Source organism: Microbulbifer maximicatervae (SeqCode), assembly GCF_052467305.1.
In genome coordinates, this window is record NZ_CP174306.1 from 43,588 (window position 1) to 68,073 (window position 24,486).

The 24,486-nt window shown below is 48.7% G+C and carries 18 protein-coding genes; 9 read left to right on the plus strand and 9 right to left on the minus strand.

Annotated elements, in window-relative coordinates:
- Nucleotides 1–85: 85 nt before the first annotated feature.
- The 3 genes from ACJJI4_RS00200 to ACJJI4_RS00210 all read right to left on the minus strand — a co-directional run bounded on the left by ACJJI4_RS00200 (nucleotide 86) and on the right by ACJJI4_RS00210 (nucleotide 5,575).
- Nucleotides 86–1,972, minus strand: a complete 1,887-nt coding sequence (locus ACJJI4_RS00200) for an MFS transporter (RefSeq protein WP_444926650.1) — start codon at nucleotides 1,970–1,972, stop codon at nucleotides 86–88.
- 170 nt (nucleotides 1,973–2,142) lie between these two features.
- Nucleotides 2,143–4,206 carry a M13 family metallopeptidase gene (locus ACJJI4_RS00205; RefSeq protein ID WP_444926651.1) on the minus strand — a complete coding sequence of 688 codons (2,064 nt, stop codon included), beginning with the start codon at nucleotides 4,204–4,206 and terminating at the stop codon, nucleotides 2,143–2,145.
- Between the two features lie 154 nt (nucleotides 4,207–4,360).
- Nucleotides 4,361–5,575: a TonB family protein gene (locus ACJJI4_RS00210; protein WP_444926652.1), complete on the minus strand. Its 1,215-nt coding sequence runs from the start codon at nucleotides 5,573–5,575 to the stop codon at nucleotides 4,361–4,363.
- A 345-nt stretch (nucleotides 5,576–5,920) separates the two neighbouring features.
- Here ACJJI4_RS00210 and ACJJI4_RS00215 point away from each other — a divergent pair, with 345 nt between their 5' ends.
- From ACJJI4_RS00215 to ACJJI4_RS00230, 4 genes are all read left to right on the plus strand, one after another.
- Nucleotides 5,921–6,631 carry a Crp/Fnr family transcriptional regulator gene (locus tag ACJJI4_RS00215; protein ID WP_444926653.1) on the plus strand — a complete coding sequence of 237 codons (711 nt, stop codon included), beginning with the start codon at nucleotides 5,921–5,923 and terminating at the stop codon, nucleotides 6,629–6,631.
- 382 nt (nucleotides 6,632–7,013) lie between these two features.
- On the plus strand, nucleotides 7,014–8,177 hold the full coding sequence (locus ACJJI4_RS00220; RefSeq protein ID WP_413664354.1) for an efflux RND transporter periplasmic adaptor subunit: 1,164 nt from the start codon (nucleotides 7,014–7,016) through the stop codon (nucleotides 8,175–8,177).
- On the plus strand, nucleotides 8,174–11,323 hold the full coding sequence (locus ACJJI4_RS00225; RefSeq protein WP_444926654.1) for an efflux RND transporter permease subunit: 3,150 nt from the start codon (nucleotides 8,174–8,176) through the stop codon (nucleotides 11,321–11,323). Before ACJJI4_RS00220 ends, ACJJI4_RS00225 begins: the two co-directional genes overlap by 4 nt.
- 83 nt (nucleotides 11,324–11,406) lie before the next feature.
- Nucleotides 11,407–12,327, plus strand: coding sequence for a phosphoribulokinase (locus ACJJI4_RS00230; protein WP_444926655.1), 921 nt, complete (start codon nucleotides 11,407–11,409; stop codon nucleotides 12,325–12,327).
- A gap of 70 nt (nucleotides 12,328–12,397) precedes the next feature.
- Here the strand turns inward: ACJJI4_RS00230 and ACJJI4_RS00235 are convergent, their stop codons facing one another.
- Together ACJJI4_RS00235 and ACJJI4_RS00240 are read right to left on the minus strand one after the other, a co-directional pair.
- Nucleotides 12,398–13,315: a hypothetical protein gene (locus tag ACJJI4_RS00235; RefSeq protein WP_444926656.1), complete on the minus strand. Its 918-nt coding sequence runs from the start codon at nucleotides 13,313–13,315 to the stop codon at nucleotides 12,398–12,400.
- A 1,184-nt stretch (nucleotides 13,316–14,499) separates the two neighbouring features.
- A complete protein-coding gene (locus ACJJI4_RS00240) occupies nucleotides 14,500–14,904 on the minus strand; it encodes a hypothetical protein (RefSeq protein WP_282934304.1) in 405 nt (134 codons plus the stop codon).
- Between the two features lie 271 nt (nucleotides 14,905–15,175).
- Here ACJJI4_RS00240 and ACJJI4_RS00245 point away from each other — a divergent pair, with 271 nt between their 5' ends.
- Nucleotides 15,176–15,628 carry a methylglyoxal synthase gene (locus ACJJI4_RS00245; RefSeq protein ID WP_444926657.1) on the plus strand — a complete coding sequence of 151 codons (453 nt, stop codon included), beginning with the start codon at nucleotides 15,176–15,178 and terminating at the stop codon, nucleotides 15,626–15,628.
- 185 nt (nucleotides 15,629–15,813) lie between these two features.
- Nucleotides 15,814–16,239: an ExbD/TolR family protein gene (locus ACJJI4_RS00250; protein WP_444914779.1), complete on the plus strand. Its 426-nt coding sequence runs from the start codon at nucleotides 15,814–15,816 to the stop codon at nucleotides 16,237–16,239.
- A gap of 125 nt (nucleotides 16,240–16,364) precedes the next feature.
- On the opposite strand, the gene ACJJI4_RS00255 is transcribed toward ACJJI4_RS00250, so the two are convergent.
- Nucleotides 16,365–17,147 (minus strand): tryptophan 2,3-dioxygenase, encoded by a 783-nt coding sequence (locus ACJJI4_RS00255; protein ID WP_444926658.1) that lies wholly within the window; start codon nucleotides 17,145–17,147, stop codon nucleotides 16,365–16,367.
- A 129-nt stretch (nucleotides 17,148–17,276) separates the two neighbouring features.
- Here ACJJI4_RS00255 and ACJJI4_RS00260 point away from each other — a divergent pair, with 129 nt between their 5' ends.
- From ACJJI4_RS00260 to ACJJI4_RS00270, 3 genes are all read left to right on the plus strand, one after another.
- Nucleotides 17,277–18,524 (plus strand): Zn-dependent hydrolase, encoded by a 1,248-nt coding sequence (locus ACJJI4_RS00260; protein ID WP_444895215.1) that lies wholly within the window; start codon nucleotides 17,277–17,279, stop codon nucleotides 18,522–18,524.
- A gap of 88 nt (nucleotides 18,525–18,612) precedes the next feature.
- Nucleotides 18,613–19,533, plus strand: coding sequence for a dimethylarginine dimethylaminohydrolase family protein (locus tag ACJJI4_RS00265; protein ID WP_444926659.1), 921 nt, complete (start codon nucleotides 18,613–18,615; stop codon nucleotides 19,531–19,533).
- A 215-nt stretch (nucleotides 19,534–19,748) separates the two neighbouring features.
- Nucleotides 19,749–20,528 carry an enoyl-CoA hydratase gene (locus tag ACJJI4_RS00270; protein ID WP_444926660.1) on the plus strand — a complete coding sequence of 260 codons (780 nt, stop codon included), beginning with the start codon at nucleotides 19,749–19,751 and terminating at the stop codon, nucleotides 20,526–20,528.
- A gap of 45 nt (nucleotides 20,529–20,573) precedes the next feature.
- Here ACJJI4_RS00270 and glpQ read toward each other — a convergent pair whose 3' ends face one another.
- The 3 genes from glpQ to ACJJI4_RS00285 all read right to left on the minus strand — a co-directional run bounded on the left by glpQ (nucleotide 20,574) and on the right by ACJJI4_RS00285 (nucleotide 24,397).
- Nucleotides 20,574–21,662: a glycerophosphodiester phosphodiesterase gene (glpQ, locus tag ACJJI4_RS00275; protein WP_444926661.1), complete on the minus strand. Its 1,089-nt coding sequence runs from the start codon at nucleotides 21,660–21,662 to the stop codon at nucleotides 20,574–20,576.
- 154 nt (nucleotides 21,663–21,816) lie between these two features.
- Nucleotides 21,817–22,236 carry a hypothetical protein gene (locus ACJJI4_RS00280; RefSeq protein WP_444926662.1) on the minus strand — a complete coding sequence of 140 codons (420 nt, stop codon included), beginning with the start codon at nucleotides 22,234–22,236 and terminating at the stop codon, nucleotides 21,817–21,819.
- Between the two features lie 529 nt (nucleotides 22,237–22,765).
- Nucleotides 22,766–24,397, minus strand: a complete 1,632-nt coding sequence (locus ACJJI4_RS00285) for a long-chain fatty acid--CoA ligase (RefSeq protein ID WP_444926663.1) — start codon at nucleotides 24,395–24,397, stop codon at nucleotides 22,766–22,768.
- Nucleotides 24,398–24,486: the final 89 nt, after the last annotated feature.

Sequence of the window (24,486 nt, forward strand, 5' to 3'; positions counted from 1 at the left end):
TGTGGGTGCGGCGAGAGGGGTGAGTAATCTACATGCCTGCCAATGAGGCAGGCATATATTTTAATTTGGTCGGGAATAAGGAGGGCTAGCGTTTCTCTCCGCGTAAGCCCAGCACTTGGCGGTATAGAGCCTCTGCCTTGGCACCGGCTGCTTCGACAGGCCTGCCGGCAACGACGCTCACCCGCGACCAAAAACGCTTGGGCAATGTAGTGAAGGCATGACCGCCTTTATGACTGAAAAAGCTTCCCCAGAGACCTTGGAGGGCCATAGGGATTACAGGGACAGGGGTTCTCTCCAGAATTTTTTCTATGCCTGCTTTAAATGGCTGTAGTTCTCCGTCTTTCGTCAACTGACCTTCGGGGAATATGCAGAGAAGATCTCCATCCTTTAGCCCGTCCTCAATGGCTTGAAAAGCCTGTTCATACCCTTCAGGGTCTTTCTGCTTGGAGCAAATTGGAATTGCCCTGCCTGTTTTGAAGACGAAGTGCAAAATTGGAATTTCATAAATGGGCTTGTACATAATAAAGCGGATAGGACGGCGGACAGCGCCGGCGAGTAATAGTGCGTCGACATAACTTACATGATTGCAAGCGATTAGGGCTGGTCCCTCTGTGGGTATCTGTTCAAGCCCTTGGTGCTTTACCCGGTACATGGTGTGGGAAAGGGCCCAGATCAAAAAGCGCATAGCAAATTCTGGCACTTTGGCGAACACAAAAATGGCGACAGCCGCATTCATAAGTGCAATAACAAGAAAGAACTGCGGTATGGTCGCGTCCAGCATATTGAGGAACAGAATTCCAAGTAGCGCCGAAGCCACCATAAAGAGGGCGTTCAAAATATTGTTTACGGAGATAATTTGTGCACGAATTGCCGGGTCGGATCGATCCTGGATCATGGTGTACAGAGGAACGATGTAAAGACCCCCAAACATCCCCAGTAGTACCAGACAACTGAGAAGAGAGTATGCACCATCGGTACTTAGAAATGCGGTAAAGCTGGGCTCATGGAGTTCTGCAAAGTTTCCCCCGACAATGCCCAGGGCGATACCACTTATGGTGAGTCCAGCAGCACCAACAGGCACCAGGCCAAGTTCAATAAATCCACTGGAGAGGCGCTCGCAGATTAAGGACCCAATCGCAATACCAATGGTAAAACTGCACAGCAGTAATGTAACCACTGATTCACTGCCACCTAGGACATTCTTGGTAAAACTGGGAATTTGTGTCAGATAGGCCGCCCCCATTAACCAAAACCAAGATATTCCAATAATGGAGTAGAAAATTGAGGGAGTATTCGCGCTGGCACGGAGTATTTTATGGGTTTGAGTAATGGGGTTAGGGTTTATTTTGAGATTGGGTGTGGGGGCTGGCGCTGCGGGGATTGAGCGGCTGGCCAGATATCCCAGGGTAGCTGCACCCATAATTACCAGGCCTAAGTAGAGGATTCCCTGTTGCCCATGACCTGTGAGGCCTGCGAGTAGGCTACCGACAATCGTTCCCGTCAAAATGGCCACAAATGTCCCCATTTCCACCAGAGCATTGCCCCCTATCAGTTCGGAACGCTTCAAGTGTTGAGGGATAATCGCGTACTTCACAGGGCCAAAAAAGGCGGACTGTATGCCCAGGAGAAAGAGCACAGTTAAACAGAGTGCGTTGCTTCCGCTAAAAAGGGCGAAAACACCCAGTGCACCGATTCCGATCTCTCCTAGCTTAATCCAGCGTATTAACCTCCCCTTGTCGTATTTGTCTGCGATCTGACCGGCGGAGGCAGAAAATAAGAAAAAGGGAAGAATAAACAAACCAGCAGCCAGGTTAATTAGTGCGTTCGCTTCACTTTCCACCAGGCGAAAGGCGATCATGACAATTAGGGCATTTTTATAAACATTGTCATTGAAGGCGCCCAGGAACTGGGTGCTGAAGAACGGTAAAAAGCGGCGGCTAGTGAGAAGATGAAACTGAGACTGGTTAGCCATTGGCAACTCTCTTCTTATTTAAGTGAGCTAATGGTAAGTCATACTGCCGACGGGAGGTATCCCCCGTGATAGTGGGTAAATTGGTACGATAGATTAGGGGTTGTTGGGGGAGAGGTAGAATTGGTTGAGGGGAAACCCGGCCGCGAGGGCGGCCAGGTGAGGGTACCGGTTTACCAGACAGTTACCCTTTCCTCTTCAGGCAGGTACATACCGTCGCCTTCCTTAATATCGAATGCTTCGTAGAAGGCATCGATATTTGGTAGTACGCCTTTCACACGATATTCAGCGGGAGAGTGACTATCTACCTTCAAACGTCCACTGAGGGCTTTATCGCGCATCTTGCTGCGCCACACCTGAGCCCAGCCCATAAAGACCCTCTGGTCGCCGGTAAAGCCGTCAATAACAGGTGCCTCTTCGCCATCTAGAGACATTTTATAAGCTTTATAGGCAATTCCCAGGCCTGATAAATCGCCGATATTCTCGCCCAGGGTCAGCTCGCCGTTGATGTGTTCACCCTCAAGCGGCTCGTAGGCGTTGTACTGGGATACGAGCTTGCTGGTCAGCTGCTCAAAATTGTTGCGGTCGGAGTCGGTCCACCAGTTGTTGAGATAGCCGCGTCCATCAAATTTACTGCCTTTATCATCGAACCCGTGCCCAATCTCGTGGCCGATTACACCGCCGATACCGCCGTAATTGACTGCATCGTCTGCACTCATATTGAAGAATGGTGGTTGCAGAATGGCTGCGGGAAACACAATTTCATTCATGGCTGGGTTATAGTAAGCGTTCACTGTTTGTGGGCTCATACTCCACTCGCCGCGGTCGATAGGTTTGCCTAACTTATTACGCTCATAAGAGGATTCAAACAGTTTGGCTGCGAGTACATTACTAACCAGATCGTCGGTGCTAACAGTTAAATCACTATAATCACGCCATTTATCCGGGTAACCAATTTTGGTGGTGAAATTGTTAAGCTTAAATAGAGCCTGCTTTTTTGTATCCTCACCCATCCAACCGAGGGATTCGATAGAATCGCGATATGCGGCTTTGAGATTGTCAACCAGTATGATCATGCGCTCTTTAGCTTCGGGCGGGAAGTGTTTTTCTACATAGCGCTTACCGACCAGCTCGCCTACAGAACCATTGACGAATTGCACGCCGCGCTTCCAGCGGGGTTCCATCTGTTCGATACCGTGAACAGTGGTGCCGTAGAAGTCGAAGCGCAGTTGTGCGATTTCGTCATGCATGTAGGGCGCCATTGCATTAAGCACTTTGACCTTCAGGTAGCGCTTCCAGGTTGCCAGCTCAGTATTGGCAATAATCTCATTGGCCGCTTCCAGGTATTCAGGCTGGCCGACAATAAAACTATCTGCTTTCTTCAATTGGGCTTTGGCTAGGTAGCTGTCCCAATCTACAACGGGTATTAGCTCTTTAAGTTCAGCAACAGTTTTCTTGTTGTAGTACTTTTCCGGGTCCCGGTTATCAACGCGGCTGCGATGGTGTTTTGCCAAACTCTCCTCAAGTTTGAAGATCTTGTTGGCAAAGTCTTCAGCCTCTTTAAGTCCTGCGAGGCCTTGAAGATCAGCGAGGTAGGTTATATAGGCTTCGCGGAGTTTCTTACTCTTCTCAGTGTCCTCGAAGTAGTAGTCGCGGTCAGGGAGTCCAAGGCCTGCCTGCCACAGGAAAGTCATGTAGTTTTCTACTTGCTTCAGGTCCTGCCAGATGCTTCCGCCAAATGGTACATCGTAGCCGACGGTATCCGCATAGGCGAAGAAATCGGTAAGATCCTTGCGGTTTTTAATTGCATCGACTTTGGCGAGTTCGCCGGAAACCGCGGAGAGCCCTTTTTTCTCGATCAGCTTTTTATCCATAAAGCTGTTGTAGAGATCTCCAATTTGCTTGGCATCGGCGCTCTTGGCTCCCTGGCTGGCTTCCATAATCAGAGCTTTGACTTGCTCGGTACTTTGGTCTCTCAGAATAGAGAAACCACCCCAGCGGGACTTGTCCGCAGGGATCTCAGTATTCTTCAGCCAAGTGCCGTTTACATAAGCAAAGAAGTCGTCTTGAGGCCGTACACTGGTATCCATAGCGCCCAGGTCGATACCTGAGGAAAGCTGAACCTGCTCAGCGGCAGCTTTACTACCGGTGGAGTGGTCGTGAGCGACAGCAAACAGGGGGAACTGGGCTCCCGCCAGGGTACCGGCAATAGCGAGTGGTAATAGTAACTTTTTCATTTTTGCTCTTTTGGCTGAATATCTGCTGAGCATACTAAAAGCAGGGGGTGAGCTGGGGCAAGAGGGCTGCGCCTAGCCGGGGATAAGTTGCGTTGGAGTGAGTTTAATCAAAAGCCCCGCATCGCGAGGCTTTTGGTACAAGTTGAGTAGCTATTTAATCTGGCAGGCGGAAAGTGATAGGGATAGAAAAGTTATAAGTATCTGTACCTAGCTGCACAGGGACTCCCGGGTAGGGGCCAGCTCTGCGCACGGCAGCTTGGGCCTCCCGGTTAAGGCTGGCATGACGGGATTCCTGCACCGGTTGGATATCTTGTACCTGGCCTTGAGAATCAATAGTCACATTGAGGCGTACACTGCCTTCATGACCCCGCTCCTGTGCCCGCTTAGGATAGCGAATGTAGCGGAAAGTGTGACGCAGCAAGCTGGAGTGGAAGATCTGGCGTGCCAGAATCATATCAGCCGTCAGGGGAGCCTCTTCCTCCTCTTCCATCATATCTTCGGCATCTGCAGCCAGGAGCGGGCCATCCACAGGAGGTACCGTAATAAGTTCAATCTCTTCCTCAGCTTGTGCTGGAACGGCCCCTTCCGGTTGCGGTCCCTGTTCACTGTCCCCTTGAATGCTATCAGTCTCAGTTACAACCGCTGCTGCGGGAGCAGTTGCGGCTAGGGCCAGAGTTGGAGGCGGAAGATCAGCAATTTCAATAGCCGGTTTAGGCTTAGTGGCTTCAGTTGGCGCCTCTTCGGCGGCAATGACCTCTTCCTGGTTTATTTGCTTGAGTTGTAATTCGGCAATTCTCTCGCTTGTTGGGGCCAGGGACTCGAATGTAGTTACCAGGCTACCTGACACTTGGCCGGCGGAGAGCAACCCATCTTTAAAGTCAGTAGAGGGAGGAACAGAACCAATCCAGGCTCGTAGCAAGGTATTGAAGAAGTCGGGGTCAGCAATCTCTCCAAGCCGAATGCTGTTAAGGGAGATTGTTGTCGAGCCGGTATCGGCGGCGAACTCGATACTCAATTGATCACCGTGAGCAAAGCGCCCCTTAAACAGATTGGCAAAGGTCACCATGTTTTCTGCCTGACTGCTGAGCGTATCTCCGCGGTTGTTAATCGCAATGGCTTCCATCCATTGATTGCGGAGTCGCCGTGCCGGCAGACTTTTGGTGATAACACGAACCTCCAAGCGCCGAGGAATATTGTTGTCGAGTAGTGTGCTGGAATCCCGGGTTAGATTTTCCGAGTATATTGCAGCGATATAAATGTCTTTATTAAATTGTTTTTCTAGTGCAAGACCGTTTAAAAGTGGTGCAGCTTTCGCAGTGAGAGCAAATGTAAACACCCAAAAAGAGAGGACAATTTTTATCGATTTCATTGTTCTACGGTGTCTCAGTAGCAGGAGCAAAATGTTCCGCTAAGTAAGAATTCAGGGGCCCCAACCCCAATGCACACAAGTCAGATTAAAAAGTGCGCGCCCAAAGCTTGTGAGAGTACAATGTACTACTCACTACACCTAACTCTACTGTAACTGGAACGGAGTTCAAGCCTGATAAGGTCAGACTGTCCTCATTCGCCCAAGATAAAGGGTTGGTAAGGAAACGATTGTCACACTTAGAAACAGGTGTGCTAGGTTGATATCGTTTAGAATGGCACTTTGCAGAGTGGCTTAGGCCACTCTTTTCAGGAAAATGGAATAGTTTTCACTAAATTTGAATTGTGCATGGAAATTAAACCTCTTAGCGAGTATCCACGGGATGCTGTGGATCGTCTTCTCAATGTCATCCATTTATTTCGGGATATTCGTGCCTCGAGTGAGTGGCAATACGATGTATTGCTAAAGCGCTCCCGATTGGTCAGCCTTCAGTCGGGTGAACAGCTGCTGCGTGCAGGGGATGTGGATAAATGGGTCTACTTCTTGTTACGCGGTGAGTTACATGTGAAGGTGAACAGTCCCGCAGCTGAGGAGGCTCCGGGAAATGAACGTCCTTTGGCGGTAATACGTCCAGGTGAGTTATTTGGTGATTTGTCGATGCTATTGGCGGAGCCCCGCAGTGCCGATGTATTTGCCGCGAATAATAGCCAGGATACTCAGGTTCTGGGCGTTGATTGTACGCTGTTTGGTGACCTGGAAGACTTATCACTTTTACAGTTGCCAGCAAAACTGGTTTTCTATCGCAATATGGTGCATTCATTGCGTTGGAAACTGGAGGTCTATAGGTCCAAGTATCCGGGGCATCAGTTGGCGAATAGCCATAGAAAGCTGAAACTTTATACGGGACCAAAAAATAGCCGGGAAGAGTTAATTGCCTTAGCGGAACAGGCGAAAGCTTTGGCTCAAATTCTGCTCGACTGGAATGCGGAGTTTGGTTCTGGTGAGCTGGTTGATGATGAATCCGACATGCTTGGATTTCTGGAATCTATGCTGTCGTAGAGGTTTCCCGTTCAAACCAAGGGCGAGAGAATTATTTCCTCGCTCCTGACTGCTCTCTCTCCTCTTTGTATTTATTTTTATTGGCACATGTGTACACCTTTCTTAAGGGGGGACTATCTGCTGATTCCAGTCTAAATTTGTAGATCACTCGGATATTTCATTTGCCCGACATTAACCACGTATTTATTGACAGAATTCGAGTAGGACACAGCGGGGCTTTTTATATGTCGCTGTGATTGTGTAAAAATCGCTTCGCTTCAGTTGTTATCGCAGATCCCTTCGATTGGATTTAAGACCCCTTTTGCGATGGCGCATCATTGCCCAACAGGTTTAGTAAGTTATGAATGTATTGGCATCAATCTGGTCAAGGCGCAATTACCGAATGGCAATTATTGTTTCGGTGATCGCTATTTTATGGCTGCTGAGTGGGCAGTTATTCTCCGATGCAGAGGATGAGCAGTCAGAATCTAAAGAGGTAACTGCCAAGAAGCCAGAGCCTGAATTGCGAATTCAAGCCCAAATCATTGAGTCCAGCCCATACGCCACTCAGATACTAGTGAATGGGCGCACTGAGGCTAACCGGCATGTACGTTTGCGCGCTGAACTGGATGGCATTATTGCTGCACTTCCAGTTGCGGAAGGGCAGACAGTTAGACAAGGGGATGTCATTTGCGAAATCGAGGCTGAAGATCGTATTGAGCAACTGGCATTAGCTGAAGCGGCAAAACGCAAAGCAGAAATAGACTTTGCCGGTGCCGAGAAACTTAAGAAAAAAGGACTGCAGTCGGATACCGCAATGGCCCAGCAGCAAGTTGAGCTTGCCCGAACCAAGGCGGAGTACACACGTGCCAAAGTGACGGTAGAGAAACTGCAAATTCGTGCACCATTTGCTGGAGTAGTGAATAGCCGAGCGGTGGAGCTGGGAGATTTTATTCGCCGGGGAGAGGAATGCGCGACCATTCTTGACTTGGATCCCATCTTAATTGTTGGCGAAGTTTCAGAGGATCAAGTGGGGAGCCTTGTTGAGGGCGGGCCGGCGAGAGCCCAATTACAAAGAGGACTGTTAGTAGACGGATACCTTCGTTATATCAGTCAACAGGCGCAGGAAATTACTCGGGCTTACCGAGTGGAGGTAGCAGTAGATAATCCAGGTAATCAACTTCCCGGAGGCTTGAGTGGTCAGCTGGTCCTCCCGACCGGTGAAATTACGGCCCACCATATTAATGCATCTCTACTCACGCTGGATGATAGCGGTGAATTGGGGGTGCGGACTCTCAATGATAAAAACCGAGTGCAATTTATCAATGTTTCACTGGTTGGGGATGGTGATGGCGGGGTCTGGGTTTCTGGACTGCCCGACACAGTGACTCTGATTACTGTGGGACAAGAATATGTCACTACGGGAGATTTGGTTCGTGCAGAAATACTGAAAACTGGGGAGGAGTTTTCCCGGGAGAACCAAGCGAAGGAAGCTTCCCCAGTAGATTCCGCAGAGGTGACTCCGGTATCCGAAACTTCAGTGATTCCCGAGGGGGATTCGCGATGAAGCTGTTGGAAAGCGCTATTCAAAGAAATCGCAGTACAATATGCCTGATGCTGCTGATCGTTTTAATTGGCATAGTTGCTCGCGCAGCGATGACAATTGAATCAAGCCCTGAGGTGAACCCTCCATTTGTAATTGTACAGGTCACTCACGAGGGAATTTCCCCAGAGGATGGTGTACGCCTGTTGGTCCGCCCTCTGGAGAAGGAAATTCGTGCGGTAGAAGGGGTTGTCGAGGTGATTGCTGTCGCCCGGGAATCCCTTGCATATATCGTGATTGAATTTGACTCTGCCATTGGTGTAGATGATGCCGTCGATGATATTCGCAATGCTGTAGAGCGGGCCAGGGCTGAGCTGCCCCGGGATGCCGACGAGCCCACTGTGGAGGAAGTATCCGCTCAACCTTTCCCTACCATCGTCGTTACCCTATCCGGCGAGCAAGTGAATGAACGGGTTTTACTGCGCTCGGCTGAATTGCTTAAGCGGAAGATAGAGAGTATCCCTGAGGTGCTAGGTGCAGATCTCCACGGTAATAGGGAGGAGGTTGTTGAGGCAGTGATTGATCCGGTGCGACTGGAGCACTATCAAATCACCAGTGCGGAGTTAATCAACGCGGTATTGGGGAACAATCTGTTAATTCCTGCAGGGGAGCTGGAAACCAATCGGGGCCGTTTTTCAGTGAAAGTCCCTGGGTTGATTGAGACCGCTCAGGATGTTTATGAAATTCCGCTCAAGAAGTCACGCGATGGAGTTGTGACCTTGGGTGCTGTTACAGATATTCGCAGAACCTTCAAAGATGCAGTGAGCTACACCAGTATCAATGGTCGCCCGGGGCTCGCTATTAATGTTGAAAAGCGCAACGATGCCAGCTCTGTCGATGTTGCGGATCGAGTCCGGGAAGTGGTTCAGGCTGAATTTGGTGTTTTGCCACAGGGAATTACGGTTGAGTTTGTTTTTGACCAATCTGATTTCGCACGGGATATGGTCAGTGAGATGCAGGGAAACATCCTGACCGCGATGCTACTGGTAATGATTATTGTCGTTGCCGCGCTCGGCTTTCGCTCGGGAATTCTGGTGGGACTGGGAGTGCCCTTCTCTTTGCTGTTTGGTTCCATCATCACCTGGTATCTGGGTTATTCGTTTAACTTTATGGTGATGTTCGGAATGTTGCTGGCCCTCGGTATGTTAATTGATGGTTCCATTGTGATTACCGAGTTTGCCGATCGGAAAATGGCTGAAGGCTTGTCAGCAAGGGAGTCATATATTGCATCAGTCAGTCGGATGTTCTGGCCGGTAGTTGCCTCAACGGCGACTACCCTTGCAGCATTTTTGCCGATTATGCTGTGGCCTGGAGTGGTGGGAGACTTCATGCGTTACCTGCCCGTTACAGTATTTGCAGTATTGGCGGGGTCACTCTTGTACGCCCTGTTTTTTGCTCCTGTGTTGGGTTCACTGTTTGGCAAAAGCGCAATGGATGCCTCTACTCGTAACTACCTGAGCCAGTTAGAGGATGGGTTACCTCGAGCCCTGCCTGGAATTACCGGCTGGTATGCGCGTATTCTTGAGAAGGTTCTGCAGCGCCCATTGGGTGGGTTCTTAACCACTATTGCCATTCTGGTTGCCATCTTTATTGGCTTTGTCAATTTTGGTGCGGGTGTTGAATTTTTCACGGATACAGAAGAGCAATACGGTAATGTAGAAATTAGGGCCCAGGGCAATTTGTCCATGGAGGAGAAAAAAGCCCTGGTGGTGCAAGTGGAAAGAGCCGTGCTTAGTGTGCCTGAGGTCCGAATAGCTCACACTACTATTGGTTCTGGCGGAATTTCTGGAAATTCTGATCGTTCCCCAGATCAAATCGCCAATATGTTAGTGGAGCTTTATCCCGCAGAGGAACGCGAGCGACGGAGCCGCGACATTTTTGCCGATATCCGTTCCCGCACCTCAGATTTTGCCGGAATTAAAGTAACCGCAAATGTAATGGAGGGAGGACCGCCGGTAGGCAAGGATATTGTTCTGGAGTTGCGCAGTCAGAACTATGAGCAGCTACTGCTGGAAACCTGGCGACTACACCGTGCAATGGAGGAAATTGGCGGGTTGCGAGATATTGTAAACACCGCGCCACTACCTGGCATCGAGTGGGAAGTGAAAGTCGATCGAGCCAAGGCTGCTTTATATGGTGCCGATCTCACTGAAGTTGGCAGGGCGGTGCAGTTGGTTACTAATGGCGTCCGGGTTGCAGAATATCGACCCGATGATACGGATGAAGAAGTAGATATACGTATCAGGTACCCCAGAAGTGCCAGAGGCATAGCCGCGCTCGATCAGCTAAAAGTTAATACCGTGCAGGGTACCGTTCCGATTAGCAGTTTTGTGCACACAGAAGCCATGCCCAAGGTCGATAAGATTGAGCGAATCGACGGAATTACTCGCATGCAAATTAAGGCTGATGCGCAAGAGGGGATTCTGCCGGATGACAAAGTGAAGGAAATAAGGAAGTGGTTGCAGAGTAATCCGGTGGATAACCGGGTTGAGCTGCTATTTCGTGGGGCGGATGAGGAGCAGAATGAGTCTTTTCAATTCCTCGGCATAGCCTTTCTCTTGGCTCTGTTTTTAATGTTTATCCTCTTAGTAACTCAGTTCAACAGCTTCTATCAGTCTTTATTGGTACTTTCATCTGTGATCATGTCCACTTTGGGTGTGATGTTTGGGCTGCTAATAACACAAAGCACCTTCAGTGTGATTATGACCGGGGTGGGTATTGTGGCGCTGGCTGGAATCGTGGTGAACAATAATATTGTACTGATAGATACCTATAATTTCGTGCGTAAGAATGAGCCGAGCCTCACACCAACGGAAGCAGCAGTAAAGGCATCGACACAGAGGCTGAGACCGGTCTTTTTGACAACGGCAACAACTATCCTTGGGTTGTTGCCCTTGGCGCTAGGCGTCAGTGTGGATATGGTCGGACGCAATATTGTTGTCGACGGAGTGATAGCCTCTTTTTGGGTGAAGCTAGCCAGTGCAATTGTTTACGGGCTTACCTTTTCCACTTTGCTGACGTTATTGGTCACACCCATTATGTTAGTGCTACCGGGACGCTCCAAGAAGAGGGGTAATCCAGAGGGGGTTATTGAGTCGGTAGCAAGTTAGTGACGGCCATATAAGTACTGTAATCATAATTAGTGATCACAAAATTCGGGGGCTTAGGCCCCCGTTTTTATATCGGGGAATTTATGAATAAGGATAAATGGCCGAATGAAGTTTTAGAGCGTAGTGGACAGCTTAAGGAGAGTTTATCGGGGCCTTTTAAGGAGCTGTTGCGTGAGCATCAATTACCATGCGATTTCCTCCAGGTACTCGAACAACTTTTTCTTCCCCTCGGAGTTTGGGTACTGACTCGCTATAAGCGCAGTAATCCATTAATAATTGGGGTTAGCGGGGGGCAGGGTACCGGCAAGTCGACCCTGGCAGATGTGTGGCAATGTATTTACCAGGCGATGGGCTACCGCTGTTGTGTTTTGTCTCTGGATGATATCTATTTAACGCTAGAACAGCGCCGCAAGTTGGCTACACAGGTACACCCTTTACTCGAAACTCGTGGTGTACCGGGAACCCATGATATTGACCTGGGAATCAGCACGCTCAAAGCCCTGTGCGCAGCCAGTAGTGATTCAGCTATCGCATTACCTAGGTTTGATAAAGGACGTGATGATCGGATCCCTAAGCACTTGTGGCCCGTACTCAGGGGGCAAGTTGATGTTGTTATCTTCGAAGGGTGGTGCCTAGGGGCCAAGCCTTCAGAAGGGCATGAAGGACCGCTCAATGAACTGGAGTGCAGGGAAGATAGTACTGGCGAATGGCGAAATTATGTTAATCAACAGTTGGAAGGTTCTTATCGAAATCTTTTTTCGCTTATCGATGTATGGGTGATGCTCAAAGCGCCGAGTATGGAATGTATCGTTGAGTGGCGTAAGTTACAGGAACATAAGCTTAGGGTTCGCTCCGGAATGGGGATGACAGATCAACAAATTGTTCAGTTTGTACAACACTACGAAAGAGTGACGCGGAGCTTACTAGAGGATATGCCGGGTTGGGCAGATTGTGTTATTGAGTTGGGGGAGGAGCATCAGGTGAAGGGCTTGCGGATGCAGTAAGATCTGTTTAAACCCTGGCGAGGCCAGGGTTTAAACTAACTGAATAAATCAGTTTTACTTAAGCGCTGGCTTACTTAGCCTTGGGCGGACGACCGCGACCGCGCTTTACAGGAGCAGCTTCAGTTGCTGCTGCGGCTGTGGCTTCTGCTTTTTTGGGGCGCCCTGGCTTTTTCTTAGCGGCTTCCGCTTTTGCTGGGCGACCGGGCTTCTTTTGTGCGGATTCTGCCTTAGGTGGGCGGCCACGACCGCGTTTTACAGGAGCAGCATCAGTTGCTGCGGCGGCTGCGGTCTCTGCTTTTTTGGGGCGGCCGGGCTTTTTCTTAGCGGCTTCAGTTTTTGCTGGGCGACCGGGCTTCTTTTTGGCTTCAGTGGCGTCTTTTTTGGGACGGCCAGGCTTTTTCTTAGCTTCTTCGGTCTTAGCGGGACGCCCAGGCTTCTTCTTGGCTTCTTCAGTTTTAGCTGGGCGGCCGGGCTTTTTCTTAGCTGCGGTGGCTTTCTTCTTGTCAGCAGCAGCGGCTTTTTTAGCGGCAGCAGCAGTTTTCTTCGCTTCGGCAGCGGCTTTTTTCTTTTCAGCAGCAGCCAGTTTCTTAGCTACAGCAGCTTCTTCTTTAGCGACGATCTTAGCTACCTGAGAAGCCAGCTTGTTGGCGGCTTTGATTTCAGTCAGTGCATCTTTGGCTTCAGTTGCGGCAGTTTTGGCTTCAGTTGCAGCAGTTTTAGCTGCAGCGGCGGCTTCACGTGCTTTTTTCAGCTGTTGCTGTTGAGCAGCAGTCTTTTTCTTAGCTCTAACAGTCGCTACTTTATCTTGAGTAGTTTTTGCTTTAGCGGCAGCCTTCTTGGCACTGTTTGCCAATTTCTCGGCTTTGACAGTCAGGTCTTTTTCCTGCTTAAGGCGGGCAGTTTCCAGTTTAGCGGTAAGGGAGCGTAGCTCCGCTTCCATTTTTGCGACGTCGCTGGTAGCGACTTGAGCAGCTTTTTTAGTAGCCATTTAAATATCCCTGCAAAATGAATTGTTTTAGTAAGTGGGGGCATTCCTATCAATTATTCTCAGCCATCTTTAACGGAATTAGGCACCGTCCAAGATGAATGTTTTCGGCAGAAAACAATTGATAGTGAGTCCCCCCAAGCTAGCGGCGCTAATTGCAGCTTATTTGTATACCTAATTGCAAGTCCTTTAGATGGTTTTTTTCTATTTAATGTAAAAAAAATGGCTTTTTTTTACATATTTTTCAATTGGGGGCCGTTTGAACTGTGTTTTTGATCTTTTTGGGAACTTGAAAGCACTCATTACTGGTGATTCTTTAACTTCAATATTCTTTGTATCAAGTCAGTATCAGTGGCATTAAATAGTTGAGTAATTTTGTAAGCTTTATGAACCTGTTGGTTTAGTTGTTTTGGCTTTTATAGTTGGATTTTGATGGTGGCAGATAGTTTCTGTTCATCAATTAACAGAGATCCGGATTAACAAAACTTAACTGGGAGCTTTTGCCTGCGTCAATTAGCGGGCAACCTCCATAGCTGGTTGTGTAACCTTGCGTATTGAAGTGTGATATTCAAATTGCGGAAAGTTGGCAAGTGTCAAGATGTCAGAGACAGCTTGAGTCCTATTGCCGTACCCTGGTATTTAGTAAGGAATTAAAAACTGGGGGAGAACTCACACTCATGTACGGGATCTAGTGCCCCGTATATAAGTACCAACCGGTTGGGGTATTTGGGGGCTTGGCTGCCGGGATCTGCCATTGCTGCTGCGAGGTTTACTTTTACATGGCGGAAAGTAAACCAGTGATAAATCTAGTTATAACCATGTATATAATGGGACGGAACTGTATTAGTTTGTGCTCTTCAGTCGAGGTCTTTTTAATTACCGAGAAAGCGAGCGCTTGGTCTCCAGTCATTTGTTTTGCTATCACGTGACATCCCTGCTAGTCATAAAAGGAGTAGAGGGCAGTTATTCAGAGGCAAGTAATGCCAGAAGCTATTTGAATGCAGTCCTGATTATCCGTACGTTGATCAACAATCTTAATGATATTTTTATGGGCAATGCTTCTGCTTTGGAGTGGCTGCTCTTACCAAAGGCAACCTTATGAGTTTTGCAATGGGAGAGGGGGAGAGGACTGACCCAGTAACAGAATATCTCTGTCACTGGGGTGATATGGAGTCAATCGTGTAGCTTTATAGTGGTCCGTAGGGCAAATAACGATTGTTGGAATTCTGGCGAATCCATAACAGTTGTTCTTTTGTTAATGGCGTCGAGCGTTGCTTGAGTACTTTGGCGAGGGGAATTACTGCAGACTCAGCGCCGGCGTCCCAGCCTGGCAGATTCATTTCTGCCAAGGTAAAGAAGCGGATCAGTTGCCATAGCTGGGCACTGTTCCAATGTTCGCTCTCTTCAATCCAGTGTTGGAAGGGAAGGCGAATAAGTGTGGAGGGTACTTTTTCAAACGCTCCTACTGATTCTGTAAAAGGTTTATCTGACTCTGCAATTTCGATAAGTCTGAGCAACTGCTCCCGGTTGAATTCTTCACTGGTTTCATTTTGTGGGCCACTTACCTGTGGCTCCCAGGCTCCTACGCTCATACTTACTCCTTATAAAGATCCGGTTTCTTGCTGTTGCATTATAGCGAGGGGGCTGCGTTCAGGGGGATCTTACTCCAGATAACAGTGAATAAAGAGGTCTTTGAATTAATTCACATTACTTCTTCGAATCTAATGAATCGTCTTGTAGTAAGTTTGGAAGTCTTTATAAAGGAGTTGGGTTGCGATAACAGGGACTAAACCTACGGGAAAATCAAATCTGTCGGTGCTTATTTGAGATACTATAGAAGAGACTCTTGATATTGAGGTTCAAATGGAATTTATTGCTAAAGCACTGCCAGCGACAAAGCGAGTGGCTCTGGTAGCCCATGACAACCGTAAAGATGCCATGATTCAGTGGTGTCTCAGACACCACGGTCTGCTCAAACAACACCAGTTATTGGCTACGGGGACTACTGGTGAAAAAATTGAAGATGCGACGGGTTTATGTGTCGAAAAGCTCTTAAGTGGCCCTCTGGGAGGTGATCAGCAGCTCGGAGCGAGGATTAGCGAGGGGCAGGTGGACTTGCTGATATTCTTCTGGGACCCCTTTGAGCCCATGCCCCATGACCCGGACGTCAAGGCACTGCTGCGAATTGCTGCAGCGTGGAATATCCCTGTGGCTTGTAACCAGAGCAGTGCAGATATGGTGGTACAGTCACCATTGATGGACCAATCCTTTGAGCATGAGGTGCCTGACTATCACAGCTATCTAGCAGGACGTTAGTCGGAATTTTTGCTTAAAATTTGATCTTTCTTGCCGGCTCGATTCTGTAACTTATTGATTTTTAAAGTTTATTTATCTCTGTTATCGCTCGCACTTGCAATGCTTGCGAAATCGCGGCAATCTTGCCCACCAGATTAGACCGGTCAATCCGGCACCCCTGATATTTGAAAATTGCACGGTGTTTTATGAGTAGACGACGCGGAAAGGCCGTAGAAGAAGAAAAGGCAGATATCGACCTGACGCCCATGTTGGACGTTGTGTTTATCATGTTGATCTTCTTTATCGTGACTGCTTCATTTGTTAAAGAGAAGGCGTTGGACGTAAATGTGCCAGATCCGAACTTAACTGATAAGTCTGAGCCAGACCCCGACAAACAGAATATTCTGTTGATGGTCAGTGCAAATGATGAAATCACCATGGCGGATGGCAGCCGTATTGACAGCCGTGCTGTACGGGCCCGTATCGCTCAGATGTATGCGGAGAACCCGCAGGCAATGGTGATTGTGCGTGCACACAACAAGTCTAGTGCGGATACTTACGTACAGATTGCGGATGCCGCGAAGGAAGTGAGCCTGGGTATTCAGGTCTCCCTGGTACCTTACGAGGACTAAGTTCCCGGTGAGTTACCCGCGCTTAAAAAGCCAGCATATTGCTGGCTTTTTTCATTTGTGAATTATGGTTTTGAACTGGTCACAAATTGGGGGGTACTTAAGTACCCCTCAAATCAAATCCGATATCAGAATTCTGAACGAATTGCCCAGAGGTCGGGGAAAACCGGTCTAAATAGGGTTCCCTGTAAATAACCTACCCCGCTCGATCCACCAGTCCCCATTTTCCTGCCAATTGTTCGCTCGACCATTTTTACATGTCGGTAACGCCACTGTTGTAACGAAGTATCGATGTCCACCAAAGCCTCACAGATTTCACTTACCAGTGGATCATTGCGATAGATATCGATCAGTATTTTCTGGACGGCCGAAGAAGGCTCTGCAATTTGGCTAAAATCCCTTTCAAGCTCATTAGCGGGTACCTTATGCCCCTCGTGAACCAAAAAGTTTAGGAAAGCATCCCAAAGGGTCGGCGCCTCAAGGCGCTTCATCAAGCGCTGGTAGTGCTCTGAGCCAGGGGAATAGTTTTCCAGTTTTTTCGGGTCCTTGGCTCCGTAAAGAAATTCCAACTCGCGAAACTGGTACGACTGAAAACCACTAGCCGTGGATAGTCGATCACGGAAAGACATAAACTCCAGTGGGGTTAGGGTTTCCAGGATATCGACCTGTTGAATCAAAGTACGATAAATCGTGTCGACACGTTTAAGTGTATGCAATGCGCGATTGCGTTCACCTGCGTTGAACAGTCGCACCAGGAAATCCAGTTCATGCAACATTTGCTTGAACCAGAGCTCGTAGCTTTGATGAATAGTAATGAAAAGTAGTTCGTCGTGCTCGGGACCATCGGAAAGGGGTTTCTGGCACTGCAAAAGCTCGTCTACTTTTAGGTAAGAGCTATAAGTTATTGTCATAGTCAGCTGCTTCCTGAGTGTGTTTTGACCAGTTACAAAATAATGCTCTCTTTAGCCGGTGTGGATCAAAACAAAAATTACGGCAAAGTGATTTATATTGGACCCATTATAAAGCCCGGAGCTCTTTGAATGGAAAACCCAGCGCAAAACCTACGTGTCAATGGCTCTCGCCTTTGGGATAGCCTGATGGAAATTGCTGAGATAGGCGCGACCCCAGCGGGTGGATGTAATCGACAAGCCCTGACAGATGAAGACCGTGAAGGGCGCGACCTTTTCGTGCGCTGGTGCCGAGATATAGGCTGTGAAGTCAGAGTGGACCAGATGGGCAACATTTTTGCCCGCCGACCGGGAGCAGATAACAGCTTGCCTGCGGTAGTGACTGGTTCTCATTTGGATACCCAGCCCACGGGTGGCAAATTTGACGGTGTATATGGCGTACTTGCCGGCCTGGAAGTTCTGCGCACTCTAGAGGATCAAGGTATCAGGACCAAGGCCCCATTAGAGGTGGTTGTATGGACTAATGAGGAGGGTGCGCGCTTTTCCCCTGCAATGGTGGGCTCCGGAGTTTGGGCTGGTGAATTTAGCTTGGAGTATGGGCACAGCCGCGCGGATAAATCGGGTATCACCATCGGTGAAGAGTTGGAGCGGATCGGCTATCTCGGTACTGAGCCCGCTCAGCCGAGGGCTATTAAAGCTTCATTTGAAGCGCATATCGAGCAGGGCCCGATCCTCGAAAAACAGGATCAGGTAATTGGTGTTGTCACTGGTGTACAGGGTATTCGCTGGTATGACGTAACTTTTTACGGAACGCCTTGCCATGCGGGTCCAACTCCGATGGAGGACCGCCGTGATCCGGTCCAGGCAATGTCCATTCTGTGCGAGCGCATGTATCGTGAAGTCCGGGAGTATTCAGAAGATGCGCGTATGACCTGTGGAGATTTAAGGGCGGCGCCGGGCAGCCGAAATACAGTTCCTGAAGAGGTTGTGCTGGCACTGGACCTCCGTCACCCGTTACCTGAAGGGTTAAACCATCTGCATAAAGCCTTGTATAAGGCGGCTGAAAGAGTACAGGAAGAGACAGGTACCAGAGTCGATATTCGTGAAGAGTGGTACTCACCTCCCGTCGCCTTTGATAAGCATTGCATTGATTCGGTTAGCAGTGCTGTACAGACCTTGGGATATAGCAATCGCAAGATGGTTTCAGGTGCTGGGCACGATTCCGTATATGTTTCCCGAGTCGCCCCTGTCTCTATGATCTTTGTGCCCTGTGAAGGAGGGCTGTCGCACAATGAAGCAGAATCGGCGGAGCCGGATCACCTTGAGGCGGGTTGTAATGTGTTGCTTCACGCAATGCTAAACAGTGCGGAGCAGGCTTAAGTAGCAGTAAAACAAGTGCTTCTGTCAACTGTCGGCGTTGCACTGTCTTTGTTTTGGCATAGTTGATAACAAGTTGGAATTTAGGCGAATGAGTAATTTTACTTTGAAGCACCGTCAGGATAACGGCGGTACGGCACCCCTGAGTGAATGGGGGATGGATTCAGAATACGGTGTACTGAGGGATGTTCTAATTGGGCCTGTGGATAACTTCAGCTGGCGCACTGGTAATGCGAGTGCGCGACGTGCCGAGCGCCTCGGAATGAAGTTTGATCACAAGGTGGCGATGGCACAGCATGGAGAGATGCTCGATGCCTACCGCCACGCAGGAGTGAATACGCACCTAATCCCAGCGGACAGCACATTGCCCTACCAAATTTACGGTCGCGATTCTTCGGTAATGACCCCTTGGGGGCCTATCGTGACTCAGATGTTCAGCCCTTGGCGCCGTGGTGAGTGGGCGCCCATAGTGAAGAAATATGCAGAGCTGGATATCCCCATTTACGACATTATTACCGCAGGCTCTCTGGAGGGCGGTGATTTTATGGTGTTAGAGCCCGGCGTTATTCTGTGTGGCTACTCTGGCGAACGCACCAGCCCGCAGGGATTTGAGCAGATGAAAAGTTGGGTGGAAAAAGAGGGCTGGGAAGTTAAAGGCTACCAGTTCGATCCGTTCTTCCTGCATATTGATGTGATGGTAGCCATGCTCGCGGAAAAGCTGGCAGCAATTTGTGTTGATGCTGTTGAGCCGGAGCTGGTGCAGTGGTTTAAAAGCCGAAATATAGAGATTATCGATATTCCCTTCCCGCAGGTATTGGAGCTTGGAGTGAATGTCGTTGCCCTGGGGAACGATCGAGTGATGCTACCTAAGGCCAATACCGGACTGGCGGAGAAGTGTCGCGCACATGGTTTGGAAGTTATCGACCCGGATATTTCTATGATCACTCCGGGGGGCGGTGGCGTTCATTGTATGTGCCAACCTCTGCGCCGGGATTCAGCCAATAAAGTTTGATTACTGTTGCTGGTTACCTAGAGGGCCCGGTCACTGGTGACCGGGTTAATCCCGTCAACGAAAGTGGTTGATTAGGAACTCGAACCTCTGGGAGTAGCGGTTAATATGAATCTCCTAAATAGATGGCCTACAGCGGATTAAAAGTGGCTTCCGTTGGGGTTCCATAATTAGGCTACTGAGAGTAGCCCAATCTACTTCTTACCCCGGAGAACAATATGCAAAGCGAATGCGCTGAAATTCAGGCTCAGCTTAAGGACCGCATCCTCGAGATTACGATTAATCGACCCGGGCGCAAAAATGCCCTGACTATGGCCATGTATACCGCAATGGCAGGGTTATTGAATAGCGCAGCTACAAACCCGGATGTTCGCGTCGCGATTATTACCGGTGCTGAGGGCATATTCACCAGTGGTAACGACCTGACAGATTTCCTGGGCGGCTCTGCCGAAGGCGAGGAGTCTCCGGTTTTCCAGTTTATGAGTGCTCTCTACCACTTCCCCAAGCCGGTAGTTGCAGCCGTTAATGGCCCCGCAGTAGGTATTGGTACAACCATGCTGTTGCATTGCGACCTGTCTTTTGCTGGAGACGACGCCATGTTCCAGATGCCATTTGTGGACCTGGGGCTGTGTCCAGAGTATGGCTCCAGCTACTTGTTGCCCAGGATCGCCGGCCATGCCAAAGCTTCTGAACTGTTATTGTTGAGCAAGCGTTTTAGTGCTCAGGAAGCCGTTGAGATTGGCATCTGTAATGCCGCAGTGGCGCCAGAACAGGCCATAGTTCGCGCACGTGAAGCCGCAGCTGAGTTAGCGAGGAAAGCTCCGGCTGCCCTCCGTTTAACTAAACAGCTTTTGCGCAGAGCAACTCTAGAGAAAGGGTTAGAGTTTATTCAAGACGAAGGCCGTTACTTTAAGGAGCGCCTCGCCTCTGATGAGTTTAAAGAGGCTGCTATGGCCTTTATGGAGAAGAGACCAGCGGACTTCTCCAAGTTTGATTAAGTAAAAAAAGGCCGCACTATGCGGCCTTTTTTCTGATTTCATTTTTTAACGATCCCTATGTCCCCGGGAAAGATAGTTAACGGCTCTGTCGGGGTGGTCGGTAAAGAGACCGTCAATGCGCAGCTGATATACAGCGAAATGCAGGAAGTCCTCGAAGCTTTCAAATTCTTCGGGAACCTTGCCTGTATCTGCGCGGAAGGTATAGGGGTGAACTTCTAGCTGTCTGCGGTGTGCCCGGCGGACAACATTGTTAGCTCTTGGTTGGCCATCCGTTACTTCCATTAACATAGGATACCAGGGGCCAATTCCATCTGCGTAGGTGGCGATTTTGCGCAAGCCCCCCTGTTGCAGCATCCAGTCATAATTGTACTTTTCAATTTCTCCATTCACTTCGACCAATTTTTCCCCCCAGTCGGTAGCGGCGATCAATTGAACTAATGATAGATCCATCCCCATGGAGGGCATTAGTTCAAATTTAACTCGCTGGAGCTCTTCTGCGTCAAAGCACTGGAAGAAAACTTTGTGATCGCGATCGGTATAGCCGTATTTCTTGAGTGATTGCAAGGCTATAGAGGCAATATCTTTTCCTTCCCAGTGATGGAAGTAGGGTTTTTTAATCTCCGGGTAGATGCCAATATCGTAGCCCAGGGATCGATTAAGCCCCTGGATCAATTCCAATTCTTCCTCAAAGGTGGACAGGTTAAAGCTAGATTTCCATATTGGAAATCTCTCAGGGTATTTTGCTTGAAGTCCATCCTCACTATCTATGAAGGGCTCTGATATCTGAAGCTGCTTAAGTTCGGCCAGGGTAAAATCGATAGTGTAAAAGTGACCATCAGCGCGAGCGCGCTGGGGAAAAACGTCGGCGACATTAGTTATACTATCTAGATAAATATCGTGCATTACGATCAAGTGATCATCTTTGCTGAGTACCAAATCTTGCTCGATATAGTCTGGACGCATACCGTAAGCCAGCGCTTTGGATTCGAGGGTGTGTTCAGGTAGGTAGGCAGAGGCACCTCTATGAGCTACCACAATAGTTTGTTTATTTCTCTGATCAAAGTTGTCCGCGCAGGTTAGTGTTGCGGCTACAGAAAAGCCAATCAACACTACTGATAGAATGTTTTTTAACATGTGATAAAGGCCCGTGATGAATTGAGGGGCACTTTCTAGCAGAGAAATATGACAGGGATATAACTGAATACGAGAGCCCCGCCAGGGCGAGGCTTTCGCAGAGCTATTCAGCGCGGCTTCGTCTATCTGATAGGCATTATGAACCCTGGAGACTCTAATTTCTTCTCTCTTGAAGCTTGGCTTTGAAGGCTGCTCGATTTTCTTCTTGAAGTTTTTTGAACTCTGCTAATTGTTGATCCGTCAGTACGGTGGACATTTCACTGAGCGTAGATTTTCTGATAGCGGCCATTTCTTTACCTAACTGGCGCTTCTCACGAAAGCTCATCTTTTGGATAGCGCCAGAGGGACTTTCTATGTTAACGCCGTATTTTGCAAGTACTTGGCGGCGCTGTTCATTGGCTGATTCCAGGATTGGCTTTACTTTTTCTACTTGCCCATCAGAGAGGTTAAGCTTGGCTTTAGTTGCCTCTAAACGCTCCGCAAGTTGTGCGGCATGGTCATTATCTGCCCAAACTAGGGTATTTGCAGAAATGGCAATTATTGCAGCGATTACCAAACTAAATAATTTCTTCATTGTGACTTCCTCGTTAATGAGTAAATGCCGTTGCTGTGAGGAGTATGATAATGGCTAGATTGTAAGCCAGTGCCATCCAACGCAAGGAAGTGTAAATTCCCTATTCTCTCTCACATGGACTGAGATGTTCCAGAATATCCACAGTCAGATACTTCTACTCAAGATAATTCTAGACAATTCTGGATGGCTAGTGCGCCTAGGTAAGTCAATAGAAGATAAACCGATATCCAGTCAGCTCGGAAACCATGAATCGATGAGGGTTAATAGTCAGCAAGCAAAAATTGTCGCCTACAGAGGAACCGGTGGAATAGAGGGTAAGGAGTAGCACTCTATAAAGGGCTTGATTATAAATTGGTGTATCGTCTTGGACCGCTGGTTTAGGTATTAGCAGGAAGTTAAGCATTCTAAAACGGCGCTATTTCAGCGCCGTCAAAATTTAATCAAGACTTGAGGCAGGTAAAATTGCGTTATTACAGTGCAACGCTTTGCTATGCCGCGATGATGCCTGCCAAAAGCGTCTTAATCCCCTTCACACAGTGGCTTCGTGAGACCATAGATAGTCGGCATAGATTTCCCGAAGGTCTTTTTTGCTGACTTTGCCTGTAGCCGTATGGGGGATTTCCTTGGCAATGACACAGTCATCGGGAATCCACCAGTTGGCAAAATGCCCTTTAAAGGATGCCAGAATCTCCTCAGTTTTTAGTGTTTTGCCTTCAGCGGGAACAATGATCAGGAGAGGCCGCTCAGCCCACTTTTCATGGGCAACCCCAATAACAGCGGCTTCGGCTACTCCCGCCTGTGTCATAGCAAAATTCTCCAGCTCAATAGAGGAAATCCACTCGCCGCCGGACTTGATAACATCCTTAGTGCGATCAGTGATTGTCAGGTAGCCGTCAGTATCGATCGTGGCAACGTCACCGGTATCAAACCAGCCGTCTTCGGTAAGTGCTGACTCTTTGGATTGGTAGTATCGCTCACAGACCCAGGGACCACGCACTTGTAGGGCTCCAAAAGCCAGCCCGTCTTGTGCCAAGGTATTTCCCTCTGGGTCTACAATACGCATCTCGACCCCAAAGCCCGCTCGGCCCTGCTTGAGCCTGAGGGTCTGTGCTTCGTCTTGAGAGAGGTTCTCAGGTATGCGGGCATTGTAGGTTCCCAGTGGACTCATCTCAGTCATGCCCCAGGCGTGATGGGTATATACTCCATGCTTTTGCTCGAATTCCTCCATAATACTCCAGGGGCAAGCCGATCCACCCACGACTACTCGATTCAAGCTGGGTAGGGTCTCTTCACTTTCCCGCAGGTACTTGAGCAGGGCGAGCCAAACGGTTGGAACGCCGGCAGCGATAGTAACGGCTTCCTTTTGAATTAATTGACTGAGCGTTTCTCCACATCCCATTTTGGGGCCAGGTAACACGAGTTTTGCTCCAACAGCCGGTGCCGCATAGGGTATTGACCAGGCGTTGACGTGAAACATGGGAACAACAGGCAATATGGCTTCGTCCCTTCTAATCGCAAAGACATCTGGCATCAATACGCCGTAGGTATGCAGCATCAGAGAGCGATGGGAATAAAGCACCCCTTTGGGATTGCCTGTTGTGCCTGATGTATAACAGAGTGCTGCTGCACTCTCTTCCTCTAATTCAGGCCAGTGAAACTCAGTGGGCTCTGCTGCAATCAATGTTTCATAGCAGTAAACATTGCTCAGGCTTGTGGCGGGCATATGTGCTTTATCAGTTAGCACAATGATGCCTTCAATCGAATCTAGATATTCTGCCAGGGATTCGATTAGGGGCATAAATAGTGGATCAATAAACAGCCATCGATCTGAGGCATGCTCAATAATGTAAGATATTTGCTCAGGGAAAAGCCGGGGGTTAATGGTATGGCAAACGAGCCCGCTGCAAGAAATTGCATAGTAGAGTTCAAAATGCCGGTGATCGTTCCAGGCAAGAGTACCAATTCGATCTCCATCATTGGCTCCAAGCTTTTGTAGTGCATTTGCCAATTGCGAGACTCGCTCAAAAGCTTGTTGATAGCTATAACGAAAATCGGGGTTATCCAAGGTAACTGAAACAATCTCACTATCCGGTGAGTTGCTTAGAGCATGCTTCATAATACCGGTGAGGATGAGCTGGGATTGCATCATCATGCCGTTCATCACTTACTCCTTATTATTATCTTTTATTTTCAGATAGACACTAACCCTCCAAAATTTTGGAGGGTGATAGAAAAAGGATTAGGGGCTGA